This window comes from Sphingomonas sp. GW821-FHT12D09 (genome assembly GCF_058807215.1).
Map to the genome: position 1 here is coordinate 161972 of NZ_JBXAQL010000004.1, position 21047 is coordinate 183018.

Annotated in this window: 23 protein-coding genes; 11 read left to right on the top strand and 12 right to left on the bottom strand. The window is 66.8% G+C overall.

Features of this window, described 5'->3' with window-relative positions; genetic code table 11:
* Positions 1 to 92: 92 nt before the first annotated feature.
* The 4 genes from AC1RPL_RS17945 (at position 93) to AC1RPL_RS17960 (ending at position 3331) form a co-directional block, all read left to right on the top strand.
* Entirely contained in the window at positions 93 to 422 is a 330-nt protein-coding gene (locus AC1RPL_RS17945; protein ID WP_493071244.1) for a hypothetical protein, read from the top strand.
* Entirely contained in the window at positions 419 to 1972 is a 1554-nt protein-coding gene (locus tag AC1RPL_RS17950; RefSeq protein ID WP_493071246.1) for a methyl-accepting chemotaxis protein, read from the top strand. Before AC1RPL_RS17945 ends, AC1RPL_RS17950 begins: the two co-directional genes overlap by 4 nt.
* Positions 1973 to 2191: 219 nt before the next feature.
* Positions 2192 to 2956 (top strand): isocitrate lyase/PEP mutase family protein, encoded by a 765-nt coding sequence (locus tag AC1RPL_RS17955; protein WP_493071248.1) that lies wholly within the window; start codon positions 2192 to 2194, stop codon positions 2954 to 2956.
* 48 nt (positions 2957 to 3004) lie between these two features.
* Positions 3005 to 3331 carry a GIY-YIG nuclease family protein gene (locus tag AC1RPL_RS17960; RefSeq protein ID WP_493071250.1) on the top strand — a complete coding sequence of 109 codons (327 nt, stop codon included), beginning with the start codon at positions 3005 to 3007 and terminating at the stop codon, positions 3329 to 3331.
* 260 nt (positions 3332 to 3591) lie between these two features.
* Here the strand turns inward: AC1RPL_RS17960 and AC1RPL_RS17965 are convergent, their stop codons facing one another.
* From AC1RPL_RS17965 to AC1RPL_RS17975, 3 genes are all read right to left on the bottom strand, one after another.
* The gene (locus AC1RPL_RS17965; RefSeq protein WP_493071252.1) at positions 3592 to 3864 is read right to left on the bottom strand and encodes a DUF3297 family protein; all 273 of its coding nucleotides are present in this window, start codon (positions 3862 to 3864) and stop codon (positions 3592 to 3594) included.
* 16 nt (positions 3865 to 3880) lie between these two features.
* Complete coding sequence (locus AC1RPL_RS17970; protein ID WP_493071254.1) at positions 3881 to 5518, bottom strand: FAD-dependent oxidoreductase; 1638 nt, start codon at positions 5516 to 5518, stop codon at positions 3881 to 3883.
* A 62-nt stretch (positions 5519 to 5580) separates the two neighbouring features.
* A complete protein-coding gene (locus AC1RPL_RS17975) occupies positions 5581 to 5955 on the bottom strand; it encodes a hypothetical protein (protein WP_493071256.1) in 375 nt (124 codons plus the stop codon).
* A 141-nt stretch (positions 5956 to 6096) separates the two neighbouring features.
* Between AC1RPL_RS17975 and AC1RPL_RS17980 the strand changes: the two genes are divergently transcribed.
* On the top strand, positions 6097 to 6495 hold the full coding sequence (locus AC1RPL_RS17980; RefSeq protein WP_493071257.1) for an EVE domain-containing protein: 399 nt from the start codon (positions 6097 to 6099) through the stop codon (positions 6493 to 6495).
* Here AC1RPL_RS17980 and AC1RPL_RS17985 read toward each other — a convergent pair.
* The 3 genes from AC1RPL_RS17985 to typA form a co-directional block, all read right to left on the bottom strand.
* Complete coding sequence (locus AC1RPL_RS17985; RefSeq protein WP_493071259.1) at positions 6492 to 7340, bottom strand: rhamnogalacturonan acetylesterase; 849 nt, start codon at positions 7338 to 7340, stop codon at positions 6492 to 6494. The genes AC1RPL_RS17980 and AC1RPL_RS17985 overlap by 4 nt on opposite strands.
* A gap of 82 nt (positions 7341 to 7422) precedes the next feature.
* Entirely contained in the window at positions 7423 to 7983 is a 561-nt protein-coding gene (locus tag AC1RPL_RS17990) for a hypothetical protein (RefSeq protein ID WP_493071261.1), read from the bottom strand.
* 66 nt (positions 7984 to 8049) lie between these two features.
* Positions 8050 to 9873: a translational GTPase TypA gene (gene typA / locus AC1RPL_RS17995; RefSeq protein WP_493071263.1), complete on the bottom strand. Its 1824-nt coding sequence runs from the start codon at positions 9871 to 9873 to the stop codon at positions 8050 to 8052.
* Positions 9874 to 10186: 313 nt separating this feature from the next.
* Between typA and AC1RPL_RS18000 the strand changes: the two genes are divergently transcribed.
* Complete coding sequence (locus AC1RPL_RS18000) at positions 10187 to 10756, top strand: NADPH-dependent FMN reductase (RefSeq protein WP_493071265.1); 570 nt, start codon at positions 10187 to 10189, stop codon at positions 10754 to 10756.
* Between the two features lie 39 nt (positions 10757 to 10795).
* Here the strand turns inward: AC1RPL_RS18000 and AC1RPL_RS18005 are convergent, their stop codons facing one another.
* Positions 10796 to 12508 carry a M61 family metallopeptidase gene (locus tag AC1RPL_RS18005; protein ID WP_493071267.1) on the bottom strand — a complete coding sequence of 571 codons (1713 nt, stop codon included), beginning with the start codon at positions 12506 to 12508 and terminating at the stop codon, positions 10796 to 10798.
* A gap of 133 nt (positions 12509 to 12641) precedes the next feature.
* Here AC1RPL_RS18005 and AC1RPL_RS18010 point away from each other — a divergent pair, with 133 nt between their 5' ends.
* The 3 genes from AC1RPL_RS18010 to AC1RPL_RS18020 all read left to right on the top strand — a co-directional run bounded on the left by AC1RPL_RS18010 (position 12642) and on the right by AC1RPL_RS18020 (position 15002).
* Positions 12642 to 12989 carry a hypothetical protein gene (locus AC1RPL_RS18010; protein ID WP_493071268.1) on the top strand — a complete coding sequence of 116 codons (348 nt, stop codon included), beginning with the start codon at positions 12642 to 12644 and terminating at the stop codon, positions 12987 to 12989.
* Positions 12990 to 13088: 99 nt separating this feature from the next.
* A complete protein-coding gene (locus tag AC1RPL_RS18015) occupies positions 13089 to 14288 on the top strand; it encodes a toxic anion resistance protein (protein ID WP_493071269.1) in 1200 nt (399 codons plus the stop codon).
* A 3-nt stretch (positions 14289 to 14291) separates the two neighbouring features.
* On the top strand, positions 14292 to 15002 hold the full coding sequence (locus tag AC1RPL_RS18020; protein ID WP_493071271.1) for a hypothetical protein: 711 nt from the start codon (positions 14292 to 14294) through the stop codon (positions 15000 to 15002).
* Here AC1RPL_RS18020 and AC1RPL_RS18025 read toward each other — a convergent pair.
* Entirely contained in the window at positions 14999 to 15427 is a 429-nt protein-coding gene (locus AC1RPL_RS18025; RefSeq protein WP_493071273.1) for an Rrf2 family transcriptional regulator, read from the bottom strand. The genes AC1RPL_RS18020 and AC1RPL_RS18025 overlap by 4 nt on opposite strands.
* Positions 15428 to 15514: 87 nt before the next feature.
* On the opposite strand from AC1RPL_RS18025, the gene AC1RPL_RS18030 reads away from it, so the two are divergent.
* Positions 15515 to 16318, top strand: a complete 804-nt coding sequence (locus AC1RPL_RS18030) for a class I SAM-dependent methyltransferase (RefSeq protein ID WP_493071274.1) — start codon at positions 15515 to 15517, stop codon at positions 16316 to 16318.
* Here AC1RPL_RS18030 and AC1RPL_RS18035 read toward each other — a convergent pair.
* The 4 genes from AC1RPL_RS18035 to ubiA form a co-directional block, all read right to left on the bottom strand.
* A complete protein-coding gene (locus AC1RPL_RS18035) occupies positions 16315 to 17001 on the bottom strand; it encodes a PAS domain-containing protein (protein WP_493071275.1) in 687 nt (228 codons plus the stop codon). The genes AC1RPL_RS18030 and AC1RPL_RS18035 overlap by 4 nt on opposite strands.
* A 185-nt stretch (positions 17002 to 17186) precedes the next feature.
* Positions 17187 to 17969, bottom strand: a complete 783-nt coding sequence (locus AC1RPL_RS18040; RefSeq protein WP_493071277.1) for a 3'(2'),5'-bisphosphate nucleotidase CysQ — start codon at positions 17967 to 17969, stop codon at positions 17187 to 17189.
* Positions 17962 to 19308, bottom strand: coding sequence for a TldD/PmbA family protein (locus AC1RPL_RS18045; RefSeq protein WP_493071279.1), 1347 nt, complete (start codon positions 19306 to 19308; stop codon positions 17962 to 17964). The genes AC1RPL_RS18040 and AC1RPL_RS18045 overlap by 8 nt, the downstream gene beginning before the upstream one ends.
* 31 nt (positions 19309 to 19339) lie before the next feature.
* Positions 19340 to 20272: a 4-hydroxybenzoate octaprenyltransferase gene (ubiA, locus tag AC1RPL_RS18050; RefSeq protein ID WP_493071280.1), complete on the bottom strand. Its 933-nt coding sequence runs from the start codon at positions 20270 to 20272 to the stop codon at positions 19340 to 19342.
* Positions 20273 to 20385: 113 nt separating this feature from the next.
* On the opposite strand from ubiA, the gene AC1RPL_RS18055 reads away from it, so the two are divergent.
* Entirely contained in the window at positions 20386 to 21030 is a 645-nt protein-coding gene (locus AC1RPL_RS18055; protein WP_493071281.1) for an EF-hand domain-containing protein, read from the top strand.
* Positions 21031 to 21047: the final 17 nt, after the last annotated feature.

The following is a 21047-nucleotide window of genomic DNA, read 5'->3' on the forward strand; positions in this document are numbered from 1 at the left end:
GTCAGTCGTCCCGGACGGTCCTGCTTGGCTCTGGATCCCCGCCTTCGGGGACGAAGAGCCCCCAAACCGCCTCCAACCCTCTATAATAACGGGTGGACCACAGCCCCGCCCTTCCCCGCGCCGGACTGCCGCTTGCCCTTGTCTGGCAAGCGGGGCTGCTGCTCGCCCCCGGCCTGCTCGCCTTCGTGCCGCCGCCGCGCGGCACGATGCTGCTCGTTCCCCTCGTCCCCACCAATGCCGCGGCGGTCGAGGCTGTCGGCCTGGGCGCCGGCGCGACGATGGGTGCCGTCGGCCCGTTGCCGGCCTCGCGCTTCGTCGCGGGCGAACGCGCCCGCCTCCTTCCCGCCGCGCTCGCGCACGGCATGATCCTCGTCAGCATCGAGCCGCGCATCTGCGGCGAATTCACGGAATCCCCGCAATGACCGAACTTTCCCTAGATGCGATGCGCCGCACGGGTATGAAGCTGCTCGCGGCGCTGATGGCCGCGATGGCACTCGTCACTGTTGCCGGCACCTTCTTCACCGACGTGCGCAACGAGAGCGTGGCATTTGTCCTCGCCCTTGCCCTGCCCGCCTGGCCGATCTGGCTTGCCCTCAACGGGCGTACCGATGCGGCGGCGCGGATGACCGTCACCATGACGATGGTTGCGCAGCCGGCGGTGATGCTGTTCATCTTCCAGGGCCAGCCCTGGCAGGTCGATCTCCACATGCTGTTCTTCGCCGCGCTCGCCACCACCGCGATGCTGTGCGACTGGCGCGCGCTCGTCGCCGGCGCCGGCGTGGTCGCGCTCCACCATCTCGGCATGGGCATGTTGGTCCCCGACTGGGTGTTCCTCGGCGGCGGCGGTATAGGCCGCATCCTGCTCCACGCCGTGATCCTGATCGCCGAGACCGGCGCGCTCGTCTTCCTGGCGGCGCGCATGGCCGGGCTGATCGACGCGCTCAACACCAGCGCCCGCCAGCGCGCCGAGATCGAAGCGCAGACCGCCCGCGAACGTGCCCGCCACGAGGCCGAGCTCACCTCGGTCATCGAGACGGTGAGTGCCAGCCTCTCCGCGCTCGCCAAGGGCGACCTGCGCGGCGGCATGGCCCGGCGCCTGCCCGCCGCCTATGCCACGCTCGAAGCCGACTTCGCCGAAGCGGTGGAGAGCCTCAGCAAGCTGATCGGTTCGGTCGGCATCGGCACCGAGGCGATCCGCCTCGCCTCGAGCGAGATCGCCTCGGCGTCGGAGGATCTCGCTCGCCGCACCGAGAGCACTGCCTCGAGCCTCGAGCAGACCAGCGAGGCGATCGGCCAGATGGATTATCGTCTCAAGGCGATCGCGCTCAGCGCGGATGGTGTCGTCGCCCGCGCCGACGAAGCGATCCTCACCGTGCGCGAGAGCCGCACCGTCGCCGACGAGGTGGTCGGCGCGATGGGCCGCGTCTCCGACAGCGCCCGCGGCATCGACGACGTGATCGAAGGTCTCGACAAGATCGCCTTCCAGACCCGCGTGCTCGCGATGAACGCCGCGGTCGAGGCCGGCCGGGCCGGCGAGGCGGGCCGCGGCTTCGCGGTCGTCGCCGATCTCGTCTCGGCCCTGGCGATGCGCGCCGAGGAGGAGGCCAAGCGCGCCCGCGAGCAGCTCACCGTGACCCAGGGCGACATCGCCAATGCGGTGGAAGCGGTCGAGAAGGTCGATGGCGCGCTCGGCAGCATCTCCGAACAGGTCGCCCAGGTCCACCAGCTGCTCGGCGCGATGGCCGAGGACAACCAGACCCAGGCCCAGGCGATCGGCCGGATCAGCAGCGCGATCGGCACGATGGAAGCCACCACCACCCAGAACGCCGCGATGGTCGAGGAAACCTCCGCCACCGCGCGCAAGCTCAGCGACGAAGTGGAGTCGCTTGCCGACAGCGCCGCGCGGTTCCAGATCGCCGACGCGGCGGCACATCCCGTGCGCCACGCCCCGGCGGGGGCCCGGCTGCACTGAGGCTTTCGACGGCCGCGACACACACCGCGTCACCCTGAACTTGTTTCGGCGTCCAAGGTCGCACTGCGCTACAGCCTTTCGAATCGAGAGGATATCGCCTGCCGCAGCCTGGATGCCGAACGCGCCCAGCATGACGATATTCGGATGGTTCGGCCGCCCGGCCCCCTTGCCGTAACGTCGTTATCCCTCTAGAACAATCCAGGAACAAGAGGGGTTCTTATGTCCAAGTATCAGAGCTTCGCCGCGCTGCACGTGCCCGGCGATCCCGTGATCCTGTTCAACGTCTGGGATGCCGGCAGCGCCCGCATCGCCGAGCGTGCCGGGGCCAAGGCGATCGCCACGGGCAGTGCCTCGGTCTCCACTGCGCATGGCTATGACGACGCGGAAAGCTTGCCGCTCGACCTCGCCCTGGCGAATGCGCGGCGCACCGTCGGCGCGGTCGGCCTGCCGGTCAGCGTGGATTTCGAAGGCGGCTATGCCGTCGATCCCGACGCGGTCGCCGCCAATGTCGAGAAGCTCGCCGCCGCCGGCGCGATCGGCTGCAATTTCGAGGACCAGATCGTCGCCAGCCACGGCACCGCGGCGCGGGTCATGCACAGCGTCGAGGAACAGTCCGCCCGCATCGCGGCGATCCGCTGGACGGTGGGCCCGGACTTCTTCCTCAACGCCCGCACCGACATCTTCCTGATCGCCCCGGGCGACACGCACGACGCCGCGATGGCCGACGAAGCGATCACCCGCGGCAAGGCCTATGCCGATGCCGGCGCCAGCGGCTTCTTCGTCCCCGGCCTGGCCGACCTTGCCTTGCTCGAGCGCGTGGCGAAGGCCGTGCCCCTGCCGGTGAACTTCATGGCCTTCCCCGGCGCACCGGAAGCCGGGGCGGTGGCGGAAACCGGCGTGGCCCGCATCAGCCACGGCCCCTTCCCCCACATGGCCGCACTCAAGGCCTTCGAGGACGCGGCGCGGGCGGTGTTCGGAGGGTAATGTCATGCTGAACTCGTTTCAGCATCCAATGTGCGGCAAGGGCTGACAATGGCGAGGGATCGCACCCCGTGCGCCTACATCCTCGCCAGTGGCGCGAGGGGCACGATCTATATCGGCGTGACTTCAGACCTGCCAGGCCGCCTCTACCAACATCGCAACGCAATCACGCGCGGCTTCGCAAGCAAGTACAGGACCTATCGTCTCGTCTGGTACGAAGTCGCCGAATGCATGGACGCGGCCATTGCTCGCGAGAAGCAACTCAAACGCTGGCATCGAGACTGGAAGTGCAACCTGATCGAACGCCAGAATCCCGAATGGAACGACCTGGCACCGCTTCTGGGGATCGCGGAACCTCTGCCCCCACCGTCATGCTGAACTCGTTTCAGCATCCAATACGCGGCAGGCCACACCGCCTGATCCGCCAAGCCGCCGCCCAGCCCAACCTTGGACCCTGAAACAAGTTCAGGGTGACGGCGAGTGGCTAAGAAAAGCCCTTCCAAAATAGGATTTCGCCTGTCATCCCCGACAGGCTCTTTCTCAGCGTCGAACCTACTCAGCACACGCGAAGCCGCGTCCCCACGTGCACGTGGGACTATCAATAGAGTCAACGAATCGTTCAACCAATCGGTTGAAGATCAGCCTTCGGAAGTCTCTTCCGCGGCGCCGGCAGCCGGACGCTCGAACCAAGCCTCGACCGGGCCGGTCAGCTTGATGGTCAGCGGGTTGCCCTTGCGGTCGACCTTGTTGCCCAGCGCGGCGCGGATCCAGCCTTCGGAGATGCAATATTCCTCGACGTCGCGGCGCTCGACGCCCTTGAAGCGGATGCCGATGCCGCGCTCCAGCAGCTCGCGCTGGAAAAAGGGGCTGTTCTGGTTGACCGACAAGCGGTCGGGAGGCGTGTCACTCATGACCAGCCCTTTGCCGCTATTGGCGCAGGCTTTCAAGGTAGCGATGGATCGAGGAGACGACGACCGATCCCTCACCCACTCCGGAGGCGACTCGCTTGACCGATCCCGAGCGGACGTCGCCGACCGCGAAGATGCCCGGCTTGGACGAGCAGAAGAAGGTCTCGCCGCTGCCGGTCTTGACGAAGCCCGCCGGATCCAGCTCCAGGCAACCGTCGAGCCAGTCGGTCGAAGGCACCGCACCGATCATCACGAACAGCGCACCCAGGTCCCGCTGCACTTCCTCGCCGCTGTGGCGATGCGTCCAGCTGCAGCCGGTCAGATGGCGGTCGCCGTCGAGCGCCGTCACTTCGGTAAAGGGATGGAGCGTGATTTTGTCCGAGGCCTCGATCCGCTCGATCAGATAGCGCGACATGGTCTCGGCCAGGCCTGGGCCGCGCACCAGGATGTGGACGTGCCCGGCGCTTTTGGAGAGGAACATCGCCGCCTGGCCGGCCGAATTGCCGCCGCCGACCACCACCACTTCCTGGTTGGCGCACAGCCCGGCCTCCATGGCGGTCGCGGCATAATAGATGCCGTTGCCCTCCAGCTCGCCATAGCGCGGCAAATCGAGCTTGCGGTAGCGAGCGCCCGTGGCGACCACCACCGAGCGGGCGCGCACCTCCGTACCGTCGTCGAGCTTGACGATGAACGGCACGCCTGAGCAGTCGAGCCCCGCCGCGCCCCGCGAGACGAGCAGCCGTGCCCCGAATTTCTGTGCCTGCACCTGGGCCCGGCCGGCCAGCGCCTGGCCCGAGATCCCGGTCGGAAAGCCCAAGTAATTCTCGATCTTGGAGCTGGTACCCGCCTGCCCCCCTGGCGCAATCGATTCGATGACGATCGTGTCGAGCCCTTCGGACGCGGCATAGACGGCGGAGGCCAGGCCGGCGGGCCCGCCGCCGACCACCGCGACGTCATGGACGTGGCTCTGGTCGAGCTCGACGGTGAGGCCGAGCGCGTCGGCCACCTGCGCGTTGCTCGGCCGGCGCAGCGCCTGGCCACGGACTAGGACCACCGGCAGGTCCGCCGTGGTCAGGTGGAAGCATTCCATGAAGCCGCCGGCATCCACTTCGGTCTCGGTGTCGATCCGGCGGTGCGGCAGGCCGTTGCGGCGCAGGAAGGTCTCGATGCGCGCCGTGTCGGCACCATGCGCAGGGCCGATCAGCGCGACGCCGGCCTGGCCGTGCAGCATCATCCCCACCCGGCGCAGGATGAAGGCGCGCATCACCACTTCGCCGATATCGGGCTCGGCGGCGATCAGGCGGCGGAAGGCAGTGCGGCCCACCCGGGCGACCCTGGTCCCGGGCCGGGCACGCGCGGTGACCAGAATCTTGCGGTCGTTGAACAGGTCGAGCTCGCCGGTGAACTGGCCGGGCCCGTGGAGATGGACGAGGCATTCCTGCCCCTTGGCATCGGCGTCGAGCACTTCGACCGCACCGTCGAGGATCAGGAAGAAATCGACGCTGCGATCGCCCCGCTCGAACAGGCTGCCGCCGTCGGGCAGTTCCTCGACGGTGCCGAAGCCGGCGATGCGACCGGCCATATCGCCCGAAAGCGCTGGAAAGGTCTGCGCCTCCCGGCGATAGGGATCGGAAGGATCGAAGGGCTGGAGCGGCAAATCATGTCCGATGCCCGCAGCCTAGCGGGGGGGGGCAGCGTCACGCTACCCCCCCGAAAGTGTTAGCGGCAGTAGCGCACTGCGACGCGGCGGCCGATATAGGGGTCGTAGACCCGGCGGACCTCGCAATAATTCCCGCGATAGCTACGGCGGTAGTCGTTGCGATAATAATAGCCATCGGTTGGGTAATAGCCGTGCTGGCGGTAATAGCCGCGGTCATAGTCGTAGCGGCGGTCGTTGCCGGCGATCGCGGCACCGATGGCCAGGCCGGCGATACCCGCGACGATCGCGGTGCCGGTATCGTCATGGCCGCGGTAGTGGCCACGATAGTCGCCGCGATACCCGCCATGGCGCTGCGCTTCTGCCGGCGCTGCGGCAACGAGTGCGCTTGCACCTAGGGCAGTGGCGAGCACTGTCTTCTTCACGAAATTGGTCATCACTTTCCTCCTCATCTCCGGGCGCTGCAGGCCGTCCGAGGAGGACGAGTCGCGGCGCTGAGGTTAGGGAGATAACGCACGGCAGCTGAACTGGTTCGGAATCGGTTGTTAAGCAGCGGTTTAGGCGGTTAATGCGGCGCCATGCGATACTGGCTGCTCCGCTCCGAACCCGATGCCTATAGCTGGGACGATCTGATCCGCGACGGCACGACCGAATGGAACGGCGTGCGCAACTACACGGCTCGGAACTTCCTCAAGGAAATGGAGCCGGGCGATCAGGCGCTGTTCTACCATTCGAACACCGAAAAGGCCGCGGTGGGGATCATGGAGATCACCCGGGCCTGGCAACCGGACGGCGATGACGGGAAATGGGCCAGTGTCGCGGTGAAGCCGGTCCGCAAGCTCGCCAGGCCGGTGACGCTCGCAACGCTCAAGGCCGAGCCTCGGCTCGCCACGCTCGAGGTGCTCCGCCAGTCGCGCCTCTCGGTCACGCCGGTGCGGGACGAAGAGTGGAAGATCCTGCTCGGCCTGGCCAGCTAGGGCACCAGCAAAGGCCGCATCTTCGGCACCACGACCGCCAGTTCGTCGGCCACCATCTTCGAGAAGAAGTCGGCGCCGACGGGACCGAGATGGGTATAGTCGAAGGCGAGCTTGGCGTCGCCGAGCGGCTCAACTGCTGCATTGTTCTGCGGCGTGGCGGTGGCCGCAGCAGCGGTGACGGGGTTGGCGATCGTCGTGCCGGTGAGCGCAGCGGCGGACACTTCGCGGGTCGACGCGACCTGGGCAAAGCGATTGGCCATCGAAGGCCCCAGCGCCTCGACTGCATCGGCGCTGCGCTTGTTGAGGTCGACCAGCGGCACGTTGAGCTCGGCTGCGACCTTGCGAATCGCGTCGGCCCAGGCATCGAGGTCGCGGTCGAGCTTGCCCGCCTTGAACTGGCGGCGGGTGAGCGGGGTGAGCAGGATCGGCTCGGCGCCGGCGGCGCGGGCCTCCTTCACATAGAGCCGGAGATTCGCCGGAAATTCGTTGGCGAGGTCGGTCGAGCGGCCCGGCTTGCCCGGCTGGTCGTTATGGCCGAACTGGATGAGGACATAGGTCCTGACGAAGCCCGGGGTCTTCATCTCGGCCAGCGCGAGGTCCCAACTGCCCTCGGCCCGGTAGCTGTAGCTGCTGCGCCCGCCGCGGGCGAGGTTCACGCAGGCGGCGAAGCTGGTGACATGGGTGGCGCAGAAGCTGCCGCCCCAGCCCGACAGCACCTGGGTGGTCGAATCGCCGACCAGGATGATCTTGGACGCCTTGATCGGCACCGCGGACGGGCGGTCTTGTGGAATGGTCTGCGCCTGCGCCATCCCAACCGAAAGCGGCAGCAAAAGTCCCGCGATCATTCCCTTCCGCATCCCAACCCTCCCGATGTTTGTTTGAACGGATGCTAGATGACACCGGTGACACCCGTCAAGAAAGTGGGGGTCAAGGAAGCGGGATGCGGACTTCCATATCGCGCAGGCGTCGCGGCTCGGGCGGGGGCAAGTCGTCGAGGGCGATGGCGACGCGGCCCGTCTTGTCCGGCTTCTTTCTGAAAGTTCGCTTCACCGCGCCGACGGCGTCGCCGACCAGCTGGATCGGATTGGTCGCCTCGCCGGGGTCCTCGCAGCAGCTGTTCGGATCGATGATCTTGCCGATGCCGCGAATCAGCGCGGTGCCGCCGCCCAGGATGTTGATGCCCGTCGTGCAGCCCTGCGAACGGGTGGCGCAAGGGGCGATGCTGGCGTTGAGCGCGCCGATGCCGCTGACATCGGGATTGCTCGGCATCGGCCGGTCCGGAGGCCCGCGTTCGGCGGGAAGCGGCAGGCGAGGCTCGGCCTGGGCACCCTGGCCGCAGACGACGATCTCGTCTGCCTTGCGGCGCGGGCCGCTGGTGCACGGATCGACGAGGATCGACCAGCTCTGCTTGCCGTCCGCCGCATCCTGCTTCGGTGCAGCAGCGGTCGCATCCTGCGCGACGATCAGGGCCAGCACCATCAACAGCATAAAAACTCCGCCCGATCCACTGGGACCGGGCGGAGCTAATCACAGTTCGACAGCTGTAGGAAAGCCTTAAGCGGCGTTCTTCGCCCGGCTCGCCTTCTTGCGCTCGTGCGGATCCAGGAAGCGCTTGCGCAGGCGGATGTTCTTGGGCGTGACCTCGACCATCTCGTCATCGTCGATGTACGCGATCGCCTGCTCGAGCGTCGCCTTCTTCGGCGGGGTGAGGCGGATCGCGTCGTCCTTGCCGCCCGAAGCGCGGAAGTTGGTGAGCTGCTTCGCCTTCATCGGATTGACCTCGAGGTCGTCCGGCTTGGCGTTCTCGCCGACGATCATGCCCTCATAGAGCTGCTCGCCATGGCCGACGAACAGGATGCCGCGCTCTTCGAGCGGGCCGAGCGCGTAGCTGTTCGCTTCGCCCGAGCCGTTGGAGATCAGCACGCCGTTCTTGCGGCCTTCGATCTGGCCCTTGTGGGGGCCGTACTTCTCGAACAGCCGGTTCATGATGCCGGTGCCGCGCGTGTCCGACAGGAACTCGCCATGATAGCCGATCATGCCGCGCGAAGGTGCCGAGAAGGTGATGCGGGTCTTGCCGCCGCCCGAGGGACGCATGTCGGTCATCTCGGCCTTGCGGATGTTCATCTTCTCGACGACCGTGCCCGAATATTCCTCGTCCACGTCGATGATGACGGTCTCGTACGGCTCGGTCTTCTTGCCGTCCTCGTCGGTGCCGAACAGCACGCGCGGACGGCTGATGCCGAGCTCGAAGCCCTCGCGGCGCATCGTCTCGATCAGCACGCCGAGCTGAAGCTCGCCGCGGCCGGCGACTTCGTACGAATCGCGGTCATCGGCTTCGGTGACCTTGATTGCGACGTTCGATTCGGCTTCGCGGAACAGGCGGTCGCGGATCATGCGCGACGTCACCTTGGTGCCCTCGCGGCCCGCCATCGGCGAGTCGTTGACCGAGAAGCGCATCGACAGCGTCGGCGGATCGATCGGCTGGGCGTGGAGCGGCTCGGTCACGGTCGGATCGCAGATTGTGTCCGACACGGTCGCGGTGGTCAGGCCCGCCAGCGAGATGATGTCGCCTGCCTGCGCCTCGTCGGTCGGCACGCGCTCGAGCCCGCGGAAGGTCATGATCTTCGATGCGCGGCCGGTCTCGACGATCTTGCCGTCGTTGTTGAGCGCATGGATCTGCTGGTTGGTCTTGACCGAACCCGAGAAGACCAGGCCGGTCAGGATGCGGCCGAGGAAATTGTCGCGATCAAGCAGCGTGACGAGGAACTTGAACGGACCATCCGGATCTGCCGACGGCGCCGGCACGTGATCGACGATCTTCTTGAACAGCGGGTTTAGCGTGCCCTCGCGCAGCTCCGGCGATTCATTGGCATAGCCGTTGCGGCCCGAGGCGTAGAGCACCGGGAAATCGAGCTGCTCGTCGGTCGCTTCGAGCGACACGAACAGGTCGAACACTTCGTCGAGCACTTCCTGGATGCGCTCGTCGGGACGGTCGATCTTGTTGACGACCACGATCGGGCGCAGGCCGAGCTTCAGCGCCTTGCCGGTGACGAACTTGGTCTGCGGCATCGCGCCTTCCGACGAATCGACCAGCAGGATCACGCCGTCGACCATCGAGAGGATGCGCTCCACCTCGCCGCCGAAATCGGCGTGGCCCGGCGTATCGACGATATTGATGCGCGTGCCTTCCCACTCGACCGACGTCGCCTTGGCGAGGATCGTGATGCCACGCTCCTTTTCGAGGTCGTTCGAATCCATCGCGCGCTCTTCGATGCGCTGGTTGTCGCGGAAGGTGCCGGACTGGCGGAAGAGCTGGTCGACGAGCGTGGTCTTGCCATGGTCGACGTGGGCGATGATCGCCACGTTGCGAAGGTTCATGATGCTATCCTGGAAATAAGTTGGCGCGCCCGTAGCGCAATTTGTGCGTTGCGGGAAGCCCGGTGATTCGACGCTGCCTTCCCGGCGCCTCGACCCGAAAATGTTGACTCTCTTGACTCACTACCGCGTGCGGGAGGCGGAAAGTCACAAAAGTCACGACATCTACGCGCGAGGGCTTCCCCCGAAACGTGGGGACGCGGCGCAGCGCCGGCAAGAACCGCCAAATGGGTGATTGGAGCAAAGTCCGTCATCGGCCATTCTGAACCACAAATCGGCGCTGTAGGACAGCGCTTAGTCAAATGAAGGGAAGAACATGGCCGAGCCGCTGAAGATCCTCGTCATCCTGGGGTCCGTTCGCGAGGGGCGAATGGCCGAGCCGGTGGGCAATTGGGTGGTCGAGGCAGCGGCGGCGCGCGAGGGCTTCGACGCGGAGCGCATCGACCTCAAGGAATGGGACCTGCCCTTCTACCATTACGCCAAGCCGCCCGCGGCAGGCGGCTATAGCGATCCCAAGCAGATCGCCTGGGGGGAGAAGGTGGCGGGCGCCGACGGCTTCATCCTGATCGCGCCCGAGTACAACCACGGCATCCCGGCGGTGCTCAAGAACGCGCTCGACACCGTCTATGCAGAGTGGAACCGCAAGCCGGTGTCCTTTGTCGCCTATGGCGGCATGGGCGGCGCGCGATCGGTGGAGCAGCTGACCATGGTCTCACGCGAGCTGCAGATGGCGCCGCTGGAAGGCGCGCTGCACCTGCAGGGGATCTGGGCGCGGCGCGAGGGCGACCGGTTCAATGCCGACGCGCGCGAGAATTCGCGGCTGGGGCATCTGTTCGAGGAGCTGGAATGGTGGGGGAAGGCGCTGAAGGCGGCGCGGGGCCAGTAATCAAGTTCCTCCCCCAGCACGCTGGGGGAGGAGTTTGGGCTACCCCGCCAGCGCCGCCTTGCACTTCTCCGGCTCCGCCGCGAAGCGGACGGGGTCGAGGGCGATCTGCTGCATGCGCAGCGTCTTCCTGCCCGCCGGGCGGAAGGTGATGCTGCGCTTCGTATCGCCTTCCTGCACCTCGATGACATAGTCGACCGCCGAATTGCCCGGCTCGCCGGCGACGCGGCGGACGATCTTCATTCCGTCGCGCAGGCCCGCGGCATAGGCGTTGGAGGCGGGATCCATGCCGGCGATGATGTTGCCGGCCTTGGCCGTTGCATCCGAATCCCAGCCGCGCTCGAACAGCGGGACATCGGCGGTTACCAGCCGGGCGCAGGCGCCGAAGGCGTCTTCGGGCAGGAATAGCGGCTCGCCGTTCGTCAGGTAGCGCGCGACGTCCGGGCGGATGTCGAGCCCGGCGCGGCCAATCTCGTCGACAAAGGCGTCGGTCAGCTGCGGCGTTTCCTTCGCCGCCTGGGTGCGGGCGCGCTGGGCGCGCAGCACCGCGTCGAGGTCGCCCAGCCCCCTGGCCTGGAGCTGGCGGTCCCATAGCGCGGCGAGCATCGAGCCGCGCTGATAGGGGAGCTTCTGCGCTTCATAGCCGCTCCAGAACTTGCCGGCGGCCTCGACATTGCCGGTCGACCGCAGCGACGAGGCGGCATAGGCGCGCAGCATCTCGTTCCAGTCGGCGACGAATTTCTCGGGCGTCCACAGCCCGGCGCGGAGCATCAGCCGGCGCGAATAGAAATCGGTGAAGCCTTCGCTCAGCCAATAGGCCTCGGCCTCCTTGCCCTCGGGATAGCGGCCGAGCTGGCGGCCGTTCCAGGTGTGGAAATATTCATGCGCGAGCAGCCAGACGATGCCGGGCAGCTCGGCGCTGCTGTCGATCCAGGTGGCGAAGGCATCGCTGCGCCCGGTGCCGTGATAGCTGATCCGGCCGGGCACCGAGGTGAGCGGCACCGCAGTGATCAGGAACGGCCCCGCCTTGGTATCGCGCCAGAAGTCGCGCTCGGCGGCGACGACCTGGCCGGCGACCTTGTCGAAGGCCTGGGTGTCGAACTCGAAGCGGCCGACATGCGCGATGCGGACCGGCGCGCCGTTGAGCGTGATCGTGGAGACGGAGAGGTCGCGCCCGCCGATGGCGATGCTTTCGAGCATGTCGCCGACGGTGCGCGGATCGCCGCCCAGATTGGTGGCGTGCTCGGTGTCCGAGGCGAAGCCGACGCCCTTGGGTCCCTTCCAGGCGAAGCGGGCGCGCGCGCCGTCGCTGCCGAGCGGGCGGACATAGAGGACTTCGCCGACCGAATAGAACCAGCCGGGGCGCACGACCGGCTGCGCCTGTTCGCTGTTCTTGGCGGTCGGATCGGCGTCATAGGCGGAGACGATCCGGTAACGCATCACCAGCGGCGCGCCGGGCCGTGAGCGGACGATGCGGCCGCCATTGGGCGCCAAGGCGGTGGAGGCGGCGCCATCGATGCGGATGTCGCGTGCCCATTGGCCGAGCTTGTGCTCGCCGGCCCATTCATCGACCCAGTCGATCGTCGTGGTGCCCGACTTGTCGGCCCGGAGGCGGATGGTCACATCGAGCGCGGCGATCGTGTCGCCCTGCATCTCGGGCGCGAGCTCGTAGGATATGACGGGATCGGGCGCGGGACCCGCCGCGCCGAGCGCGAGCAATGGCGGCAGTGCCGCGACGCGCAGCATTTGATGCATTGAAATCCCCCTTATGCGACCCCTGCCCCCGGTTATCGGCGTGGCGTCTGACCGGCAGATGAACGGAACACCCGTTCACACCGGCTATTTTGGACACGAAACCGCGCTATGCTGGGCGCAAAGGAGTATGCGCATGAACAAGAGTTGGTTGATAGCGCTGGTGCTGCTCGCGGGCTGTTCGGGCAAGACCGAAAAGCGCGAAGTGAGCCTGGTGCTCAACGCAGATTTCGCCAGCGGCAAGCTGCTGCTCACCTGCCGCGAGTCGAGCAGCGGCAATTGCCATGTGCTGGTGGCGGGATCGGGCGAACCGGTGCGGCTGACGGCGGCCAAGGGTGCCACTGCCCAGTCCGAAAGCGGCGCAAGCGAAAGCGCGCGCTTCTGCGCGGGCGCGAGCGAGCCGCAAAATGGCTGCCGGCTTACGGTGCTGCGCGACGGCGAGCAGATCTTCCGCGCAAGCGAAGTGAAGACCGAGAGCCACTAGACCTTGGCGGACACGCCTTGGTGTATTACATAAACGACACAGTTGGACTGCCGTGCGGATACCCCTATGCTGGGGCCGAACGGTTTTGGAGACGTGAGAATGGCGAGCGAGACTCTGGTTGCCGAGCAGGATCTGGTGCTGACCCCGCCCGAGCCGGTGAAGGTCGTCGCGCCCGAAAAGGCGGCGGGCCTGGTGCCCGTGGAGGATATCAAGAAGACCGAGCTGGAGGCGCGGGTCGACAGTTTCATCGACGATCTCGTCGCGCAGGACGTCAACTCACCTGAGTTCGGCAAGCGCGTCGATGCGATCGCGGCGATGGGGCAGAAGGAGATCCGTGACGCCTCGGGCCAGTCCAACCGCTTCCTCGACCGGCCGGTCAAGGCGATGGGCAATGACGGCGTCGGCGCCGATTTGCTTGCGCTGCGCAAGAAGGTGGAAGAGCTCGATCCCAGCCAGAACGGCAAGTTGATCGGCGGAGGCGGCGGCTTCTTGTCCAAGATCTTCGGCGGCGGGATGCAGCAGTACTTCCGCAAGTATCAAAGCTCGCAGACGCACATCAACGGCATCCTCAAATCCTTGAGCAACGGCAAGGACGAGCTGCTGATGGACAATGCCGCGATCGATACCGAGCGGACCAACCTGTGGGCCGCGATGGGGCGGCTGGAGCAGATGATCTACCTGTCCAAGGCGATGGACGCGAAGATCGAAGACAAAGCCAACGAGCTGGATCACACCGATCCCGCCAAGGCCAAGGCGTTGCGCGAGACCGCGCTCTTCTATGTCCGCCAGCGCACCCAGGACCTGCTCACCCAGATGGCGGTGACGGTGCAGGGCTATCTGGCGCTAGACCTGGTCAAGAAGAACAATGTCGAGCTGGTGAAGGGCGTCGACCGCGCTTCGACCACGACGGTCTCGGCACTGCGTACCGCGGTGACGGTGGCGCAGGCGCTGACCAACCAGAAGCTGGTGCTCGACCAGATCACCGCGCTGAACTCGACGACGGCGGGGCTGATCGATTCGACCGGCGCGCTGCTCAAGAGCCAGTCGGCGGCGATCCACGAGCAGGCGGCCAACTCGACGATCCCGGTCGAGACGCTGCAGCGCGCCTTCCAGAACATCTACGACACGATGGATGCGATCGACACCTTCAAGATCAAGGCGCTCGACAGCATGAAGACCACGGTCAACACGCTCTCGAACGAAGTCGAGAAGTCGAAGGGCTATATCGCGCGGGCCGAGGGTGCTGCGCAGAACCAGGTCTCGGGCGGGGCGGAGACGTTCAAGCTGGAGGCGATGTAGGCCGTGCCCACCGATGTCGATCGTGAACTGAACCGGATCGGAAGCACGCTGGAGCGGGTACGCGCCCGCACCGACGTGACCGTGGCGGGGCGCAACCGCCAGCACAAGGAAGCCGAAGTGGTCCGCCGGATCGGGCGGATCGCGGCGGCGGACGGGGTGATCCTGCTCGGCGCGATCGTCTTCGGGCTGGCGGTCGCGCCACTCGGGATGATGGGCGCGATGCTGGTCGCGGCGCTGCTGGTGGCTGCCACCCTGTTCTTCGCGATGCTGCCGGCGAGCGCGCCGGTGAATGTCGAGAAGTTGGCCGAGATCCCGCTCAAGGCATTGCCGCGCAGCACCGAGCGCTGGCTCGACACGCAGCGCCCGGCGCTACCTGCACCGGTGCGCGGGCTGGTCGATTCGATCGGGGTGAAGCTGGAGACGATGACGCCGCAGCTGGCGGCGCTCGACGAGAACAGCCCGGCGGCGGTGGAAGTGCGCAAGCTGGTCGGCGAGCAATTGCCCGAGCTGGTCAAAGGCTATCAGCGCGTCCCGGAGCCGCTGCGCCGGGTGGAGCGCAACGGCCTGACCCCGGACCAGCAGCTGGCCCAGGGACTGCAGCTGATTGATGACGAGATCGCCGAGATGACCGCGCAGCTGGCGCAGGGCGACCTCGACAATCTCGCGACGCGCGGGCGCTATCTGCAGATCAAATACCAGGGCGACGAGGGCTAAGACGCCGAGCAGCGCGCGTCGAACCCGCGGGCGAGCTCAGCCAGACTCACTGCGCCGAGCCGGGCGATCAGCAGGGCTTCCGCTTCACGCAGGGCGTGCTCCAGCGCTGCGTTGACCGCCTGCTCGACCGCGCAGTTCGGATCGGCATGCTCGCTGCCGATCGCGAAGATGGCCGGGCCGCCGACGGCACGGTGGATGTCGAGCAGCGTCACCTTCTCCAGATCGGCAGCGATCGCCCAACCGCCGCCATGTCCCTTTTCCGAGCGAACGTAACCAGCGTCGCGCAGCCCGGCCATCGTCCGGCGGACCACCACCGGGTTGGTCTGGAGCATCTGCGCGATATGCTCCGACGTCATCGGCCCGTCGTGCCGCGCCATGTGGAGCAGCACGTGGAGCATCCGGGAGAGACGGCTGTCCTTTCGCATCCGCCTCTCCTCAGGCGCGGGACGGTGATTGGCAAGCACGCGATTTCATGGCACTTATGATGTTACATGATTCGTGGAGCCGAGCCAATGCCAGAAACCCCCAGGACCGAGAAGAAGCACGAGAACGCCGCGCATTGGGACGACGCCGCCGCCAATTATGAGGCGACCGCCCATCCCTTCACCGCGCAGTTCGCCGAGGAAGCGCTGGCGCGCGTGACGCTGACGCCGGCGATGCGCGTGCTCGACGTAGCGGCGGGGACCGGCGCGCTGGCGCTGGCGGCGGCGCGGAGTGGGGCGCAGATATTGGCGACCGACTTCTCGCCCGGCATGGTCGCGCGGATCGCGGCGGCGGGGCTTCCCAATGTCGAGGCGAAGGTGATGGACGGGCAGGCGCTCGACCTGCCGGACGCGCGCTTCGATGCCGTCTTCTCGGTGTTCGGCGTGATAATGTTCCCCGACTGGCGCAAGGGGCTGGCCGAGATGGCGAGGGTGACCCGGCCCGGTGGACTGGGCGTGCTCGCTACCTGGCACAGCGAAGGCGCGGCGACCTTCCTGCTGCTGTCGCAGATCCGGCGGCGGCTGTTCCCGAAGCGCGACGGCAAGACCAGGCTGCCCGAAGGCGCGGTCGCGCTCGGCGAGCCGGACTGGCTGGCGGCGGCGATGGTCGATGCCGGATTCCAGGCACCGCGGATCGATATGGTGGTGCATGATTTCGAACTGGACGTGCGCCAGCTCGACAAGCCCGAGACTCTGTTCGGGATGAGCCCGGATTGGCTGGCCCTGGACACGGCGCAGCAGGCCGAGGTGGTCGTCGAAGTGCGGAGGATGGCCGGCGATCGGCCGATCCTGCCGATCCCGTCGACGGCGCTGATCGCGGTGGCGCAGCGTTAACGCGCTTCCGCGCGTGCGATCTCTTCCAGCATCGCGGTCACCTTGGTTCGGCCGCGCTCGGTAAGCTCGACCAGGAAGCGCCGCCTGTCGAGTGGATGGGCGACGCGCATGATCAGCCCCTTGCTCTCCAGCTGCGCGATATGGCGAAGCGCCGTGGTGGAGGGTGCATGGCTGGCCAGGCACGCACTGGACACGGAGACTTCGCGATTCAGCTGCTCGTTGACGAATAGATCGACCAAGATGTCGGAAGCGGCCTCGCTGAAGATGTCCTCGCCGAACCGGTCGCACCGCACCTCGCGCCGCTTGAGCATCCGCCGTGCGACGTCGAGGAGCAGGTGCGAGCCTTCAAGCGGCGGCTCCAATGCCTCCAGCGTGGCGAGCAACACCGTATCGCCAAGTCCGTCATGCGTGCGCGACATGTGATTGCGCACCCAGCGGATCGATGCGTCCGCGCAGATATAACGATTGACGATTACGAAGGGCTCACCGCTCTCGCGCAGATTGGCAACAAGCCGGCTATAGGCAGCATGATCGTCTTCGTGAATAAGATCCAGGATACTTGATCCCAGAAGATTTGGCATATTGCGTTTTACCAGTTTCCCGAAGCGGCCATCGGCAACCAGTATTTTCATATTCATATCTGTGAAGCATTGAGCAATGGCCAAGGTGATGTTGCGACTCACCGGTCCGCCCCCTCATTGCTACGTCATCAATACGACCTGTGCATGGCCAACATCTCTTCAACAGTAGACTTGCTTTTATTAGAGTATATATCAACTGATATATGTTAGTAATATAGATTGGGTTTGCCAACCATCGCTGTATGAGGTGATCGCGTGACCTACGCTAATCAGAGCCGTTAGCCGTGCTAGCGCGCCAATACTTCGCGCGCGCGATCGGCGAGGCGCGCGACGGCGGCGTCATGGATGCCCGGCGCGGTGGCGAGCACGCCAAAGGCCTGGGCACTGGGTGTGTTGAAGGCGAGCGGGCGGCCGACCGCGTCGCTGATCGCAGCGCCGGCCTCGCCCGCGATCAGCACGGCGGCGGCGACATCCCATTCATTGCCCCAGCGGATCGTGGCGAGCAGGTCCGCCTCGCCCGCCGCGACCATCGCGATGCGCAGCGCGATCGAATTGGGCTTGGCGACCATGACCAGGTCATTGTCGACCTTGGGGAGCTGGTCGGCGGGGACGCGGGCGCCGGCCAGCGTTTCGCGAGGAGTGACGTGGAGTGGCTCGCCGTTGCGGAAGGCGCCCTTCCCTGCCTCGGCGGTCCAGACCTCGCCGCGCGCGGGCGCATCGAGCACGCCGATCACCGGCGCACCATCCTCGACCAACGCGATCGATACCGCCCAGCCGGGGCGGCCACGGAGGTAGTCGCGGGTGCCGTCGATCGGATCGACCACCCATAGCCGGCGGCGGGAAAGCCGGTCGCTATTGTCGGCGGTCTCTTCGGAGAGCCAGCCCGCGTCGGGAAGCAGGGCCGCCAGCCGCACGCGGAGCAGCGAATCGACTTCGAGATCGACGTCGCAGACCGGGCTGCCCGGCACCTTTTCCCAGCGCTTGAAGTCGGTATCCCAGCGCGCCATCGCCAGCCGTCCGGCCTCGGCGGCGATCGCCGCGACCTGGGAGGCGAGGCCGGCCTCAGGCACCGGCGACGGTCATCCCGTCGATGCGGATCGTGGGTGCGTTGATCCCATAGCGGAACTCGAGGTCGCTGGCTGGGGTCATCGCCAGGAACATGTCCTTCAGATTGCTCGCGATGGTGATCTCGGAGACGGGCCGGGTGATCTCGCCCTTCTCGATCAGGAAGCCGGCGGCGCCGCGGCTGTAATCGCCGGTGACGCCGTTGACGCCCTGGCCGATCAGCTCGGTGACGAGCAGGCCATATTCGATCTCGCCGACCAGCGTCTCGGCCGGAATATGGCCGGCCTCCATATAGAGGTTGGACGGCGCCACGCCGGGTGCGCCGCCGATGCCGCGCGAGGCGTGGCCGGTGGGTTCCAGACCAAGCTGGCGGGCCGAGGCGCTGTCGAGCAGCCAGGTCTCGAGCATGCCAGCATCGACCAGCCGCACCGGCTGGACGGGCAGCCCCTCGCCATCGAAGGGACGCGAGCGCAGGCCGCGCGGGCGGTGCGGATCGTCGCAGATGTTCACGCCCCGGGCGAAGACCTGCTCGCCGAGCCTGTCGAGCAGGAAGCTGGTCTTGCGGGTAATCGCTGCGCCGGAGATGGCGCCGAGGAAATGGCCGATCAGCCCAGCAGAGACCCGGCGATCGAACACCACCGGCATCGCGCCGCTGGGGATCCTGGCGGGATCGAGCCGGGCAACGGCGCGCTCGCCCGCCAGGCGCCCGATCGATTCGGGCGCTTCGAGCGATGCGGCATGGCGGGCGGAATGGTGCGCATAGTCGCGCTCCATATTGCCACCCGAACCGGCGAGCACGCTGGCCGAGATGCCGTGGCTGGTCTGGGCATAGCCGCCGGTGAAGCCGTGGCTGGTGGCGAGCGTCATCACCGAGCGCGACGCGCCGGCGCTGGCACCTTCGCTATTGGTGACGCCTTCGACCGAGCGTGCAGCCTCTTCCGCGAGCTTGGCGCGGGCCTTTAGCGAGGGTGGATCGACCTGGGCGCCGTCATCGAGATCGAGCATCGGCGGGCTGCCATGGAGCAGGCGCTGCTCGGGGGCGAGGCCGGCCCATTTGTCCTCGGGCGCCTCGCGCGCCATGGCGACGGCGCGCTCGACGAGCATCGCCAGCGCATCGCCGCTCAGATCAGATGTGGAGACGCTGGCCGAGCGGGTGCCGACGAAGACGCGCAGGCCCAGTTCCTCGCTCTCGGAGCGCTCGACATCCTCGAGCTCGCCCATGCGGACCGAGACCGATTGCGAACTGTCGGCGGCGAACACGGCATCGGCGGCGTCGGCGCCCGCGGCGCGCGCCCGCGCGACGACATCGGCGGCGCGTTCACAGGCTTCGGTGATGGTCAGCATCGGTGGGACTTAGGGAGCCGGACACAGAAGGTCAAAGCCCGCTGAGTCCGACAACGGCGCAGGCGAGGAACATCAGGAAGCCGGCGTTGCGATTGGCGCGGAAACGGTGGAGCGCATTGGTACCGTCGGCCGGCTTGAGCGTGACGACCTGCCAGAGGAGATGCACCACCATCGGCAGCAGAGCGGCAAGCGCGAGCGGATCGGGCCGGACGATCCAGAAGGCCCAGCTCCACAGGAGCAGCGCGCCGAGATAGCAGAGCCCTACGCCGGCGCGGACATGCCGGCCCATCGCGCGCGCCGAGGAGCGAACCCCGACCATCGTATCGTCCTCGATATCCTGCAGCGCATAGATCGTATCATAGCCAACCACCCACAGGATCGCGCCGAGATAGAGCGGCCAGCCGGCATCGCGCCGCTCGAACAGCGCCCCCTTCCAGTCGCCGGCGATGAAGCCGATCAGCGCGCCGGAGCCGAAGACGATGCCGAGGAACGCCTGAGGCCACCAGGTGATGCGCTTCATAAAGGGATAAAGCGCAATTACCGGCAGCGTGAGGAGCGACCAGATCTTCGCCGGAATCGGCAGGATCAGCCACACGACGAAGCCAATCGCGACCAAGGCGAACAGCCAGATCCAGGCCGCGCGCACCGATACCTGCCCGCTTGCCAGCGGTCGGTTGCGCGTACGCTCGACCTTGGCATCGAGGTCGCGGTCGACGATGTCGTTATAGACGCAGCCGGCGCCACGCATCGCGACCGCGCCGAGCAGGAACCACAGCAGCATCGTCCAATCCGCCCCCGGCATGCCGGACAGCACCAGCCCCCAGGCGCAGGGCCAGAACAGGAGCCACCAGCCTATCGGCCGGTCGAAGCGGGCGAGCAGCGCATAGGGGCGTGCGGCGGCGGGGAGCAGGCCTGCCAGCCCGCGATGCTCGGTATCGGGAACGATCTGTTGCGCTTTGGCCATCGTCTTCGTCTCCGCGCGCGGGCCGCAAAGATCAAGCCCGCAACAATCGGGCATAATTTTGCGACAATGCGGGTACAGGGAGATGCTGCACCATTTCATCCCGGAAACATTCGATGCGCCTTTTCCTCGCCAGCCTGACGCTCGTTGCCGCCGCCACGCCTGCTTTGGCCGATGACGCGCCGAGTTTCTTCATCAGCCCGATGGGGGAGCCGGTGCGCGGGCCGGATGCGCCCAATATCTGGTTCGACAAGGCGGATGCGAACCATGACGGCGTGCTGACGCAGGACGAGATGGAGGCCGATGCCGCACGCTGGTTCGCCGTGCTCGACCGCGGCAAGGACGGCGAGATCGATCCCGAGGACCTGGAATATTACGAGACGGTGCTGGCGCCGATGATCCGGGTGGGCACCTATATGGGCGATGCCCCGGAGATGGACACCGTCGGCACGGGCACCGCGGACATGCCGAGGAAGATGGCCTATGTCGCGCAGGGCGCGGCGCGCTACGGCTATTTCGACTATCCCGAGCCGGTGGCCGTGGCCGATACCAACTTCAACCGCGGGGTGGACGCCAAGGAGTTCCGCCTCGCCGCCGACAAGCGCTTCGCGCTGCTCGACAAGAATGGCGACGGCAAGCTCGAGAAGAGCGAGCTGCCCAAGCTGGACAAGCCGAGCGCCAGGGCGAACAAGAAGGACCACCGCGGCGGCGGCCGCCGGCGCGATTATGCCGGCAGCGCGGGCGGCAGCACGGGGCAATGATCCTGGGCCGGTGCACC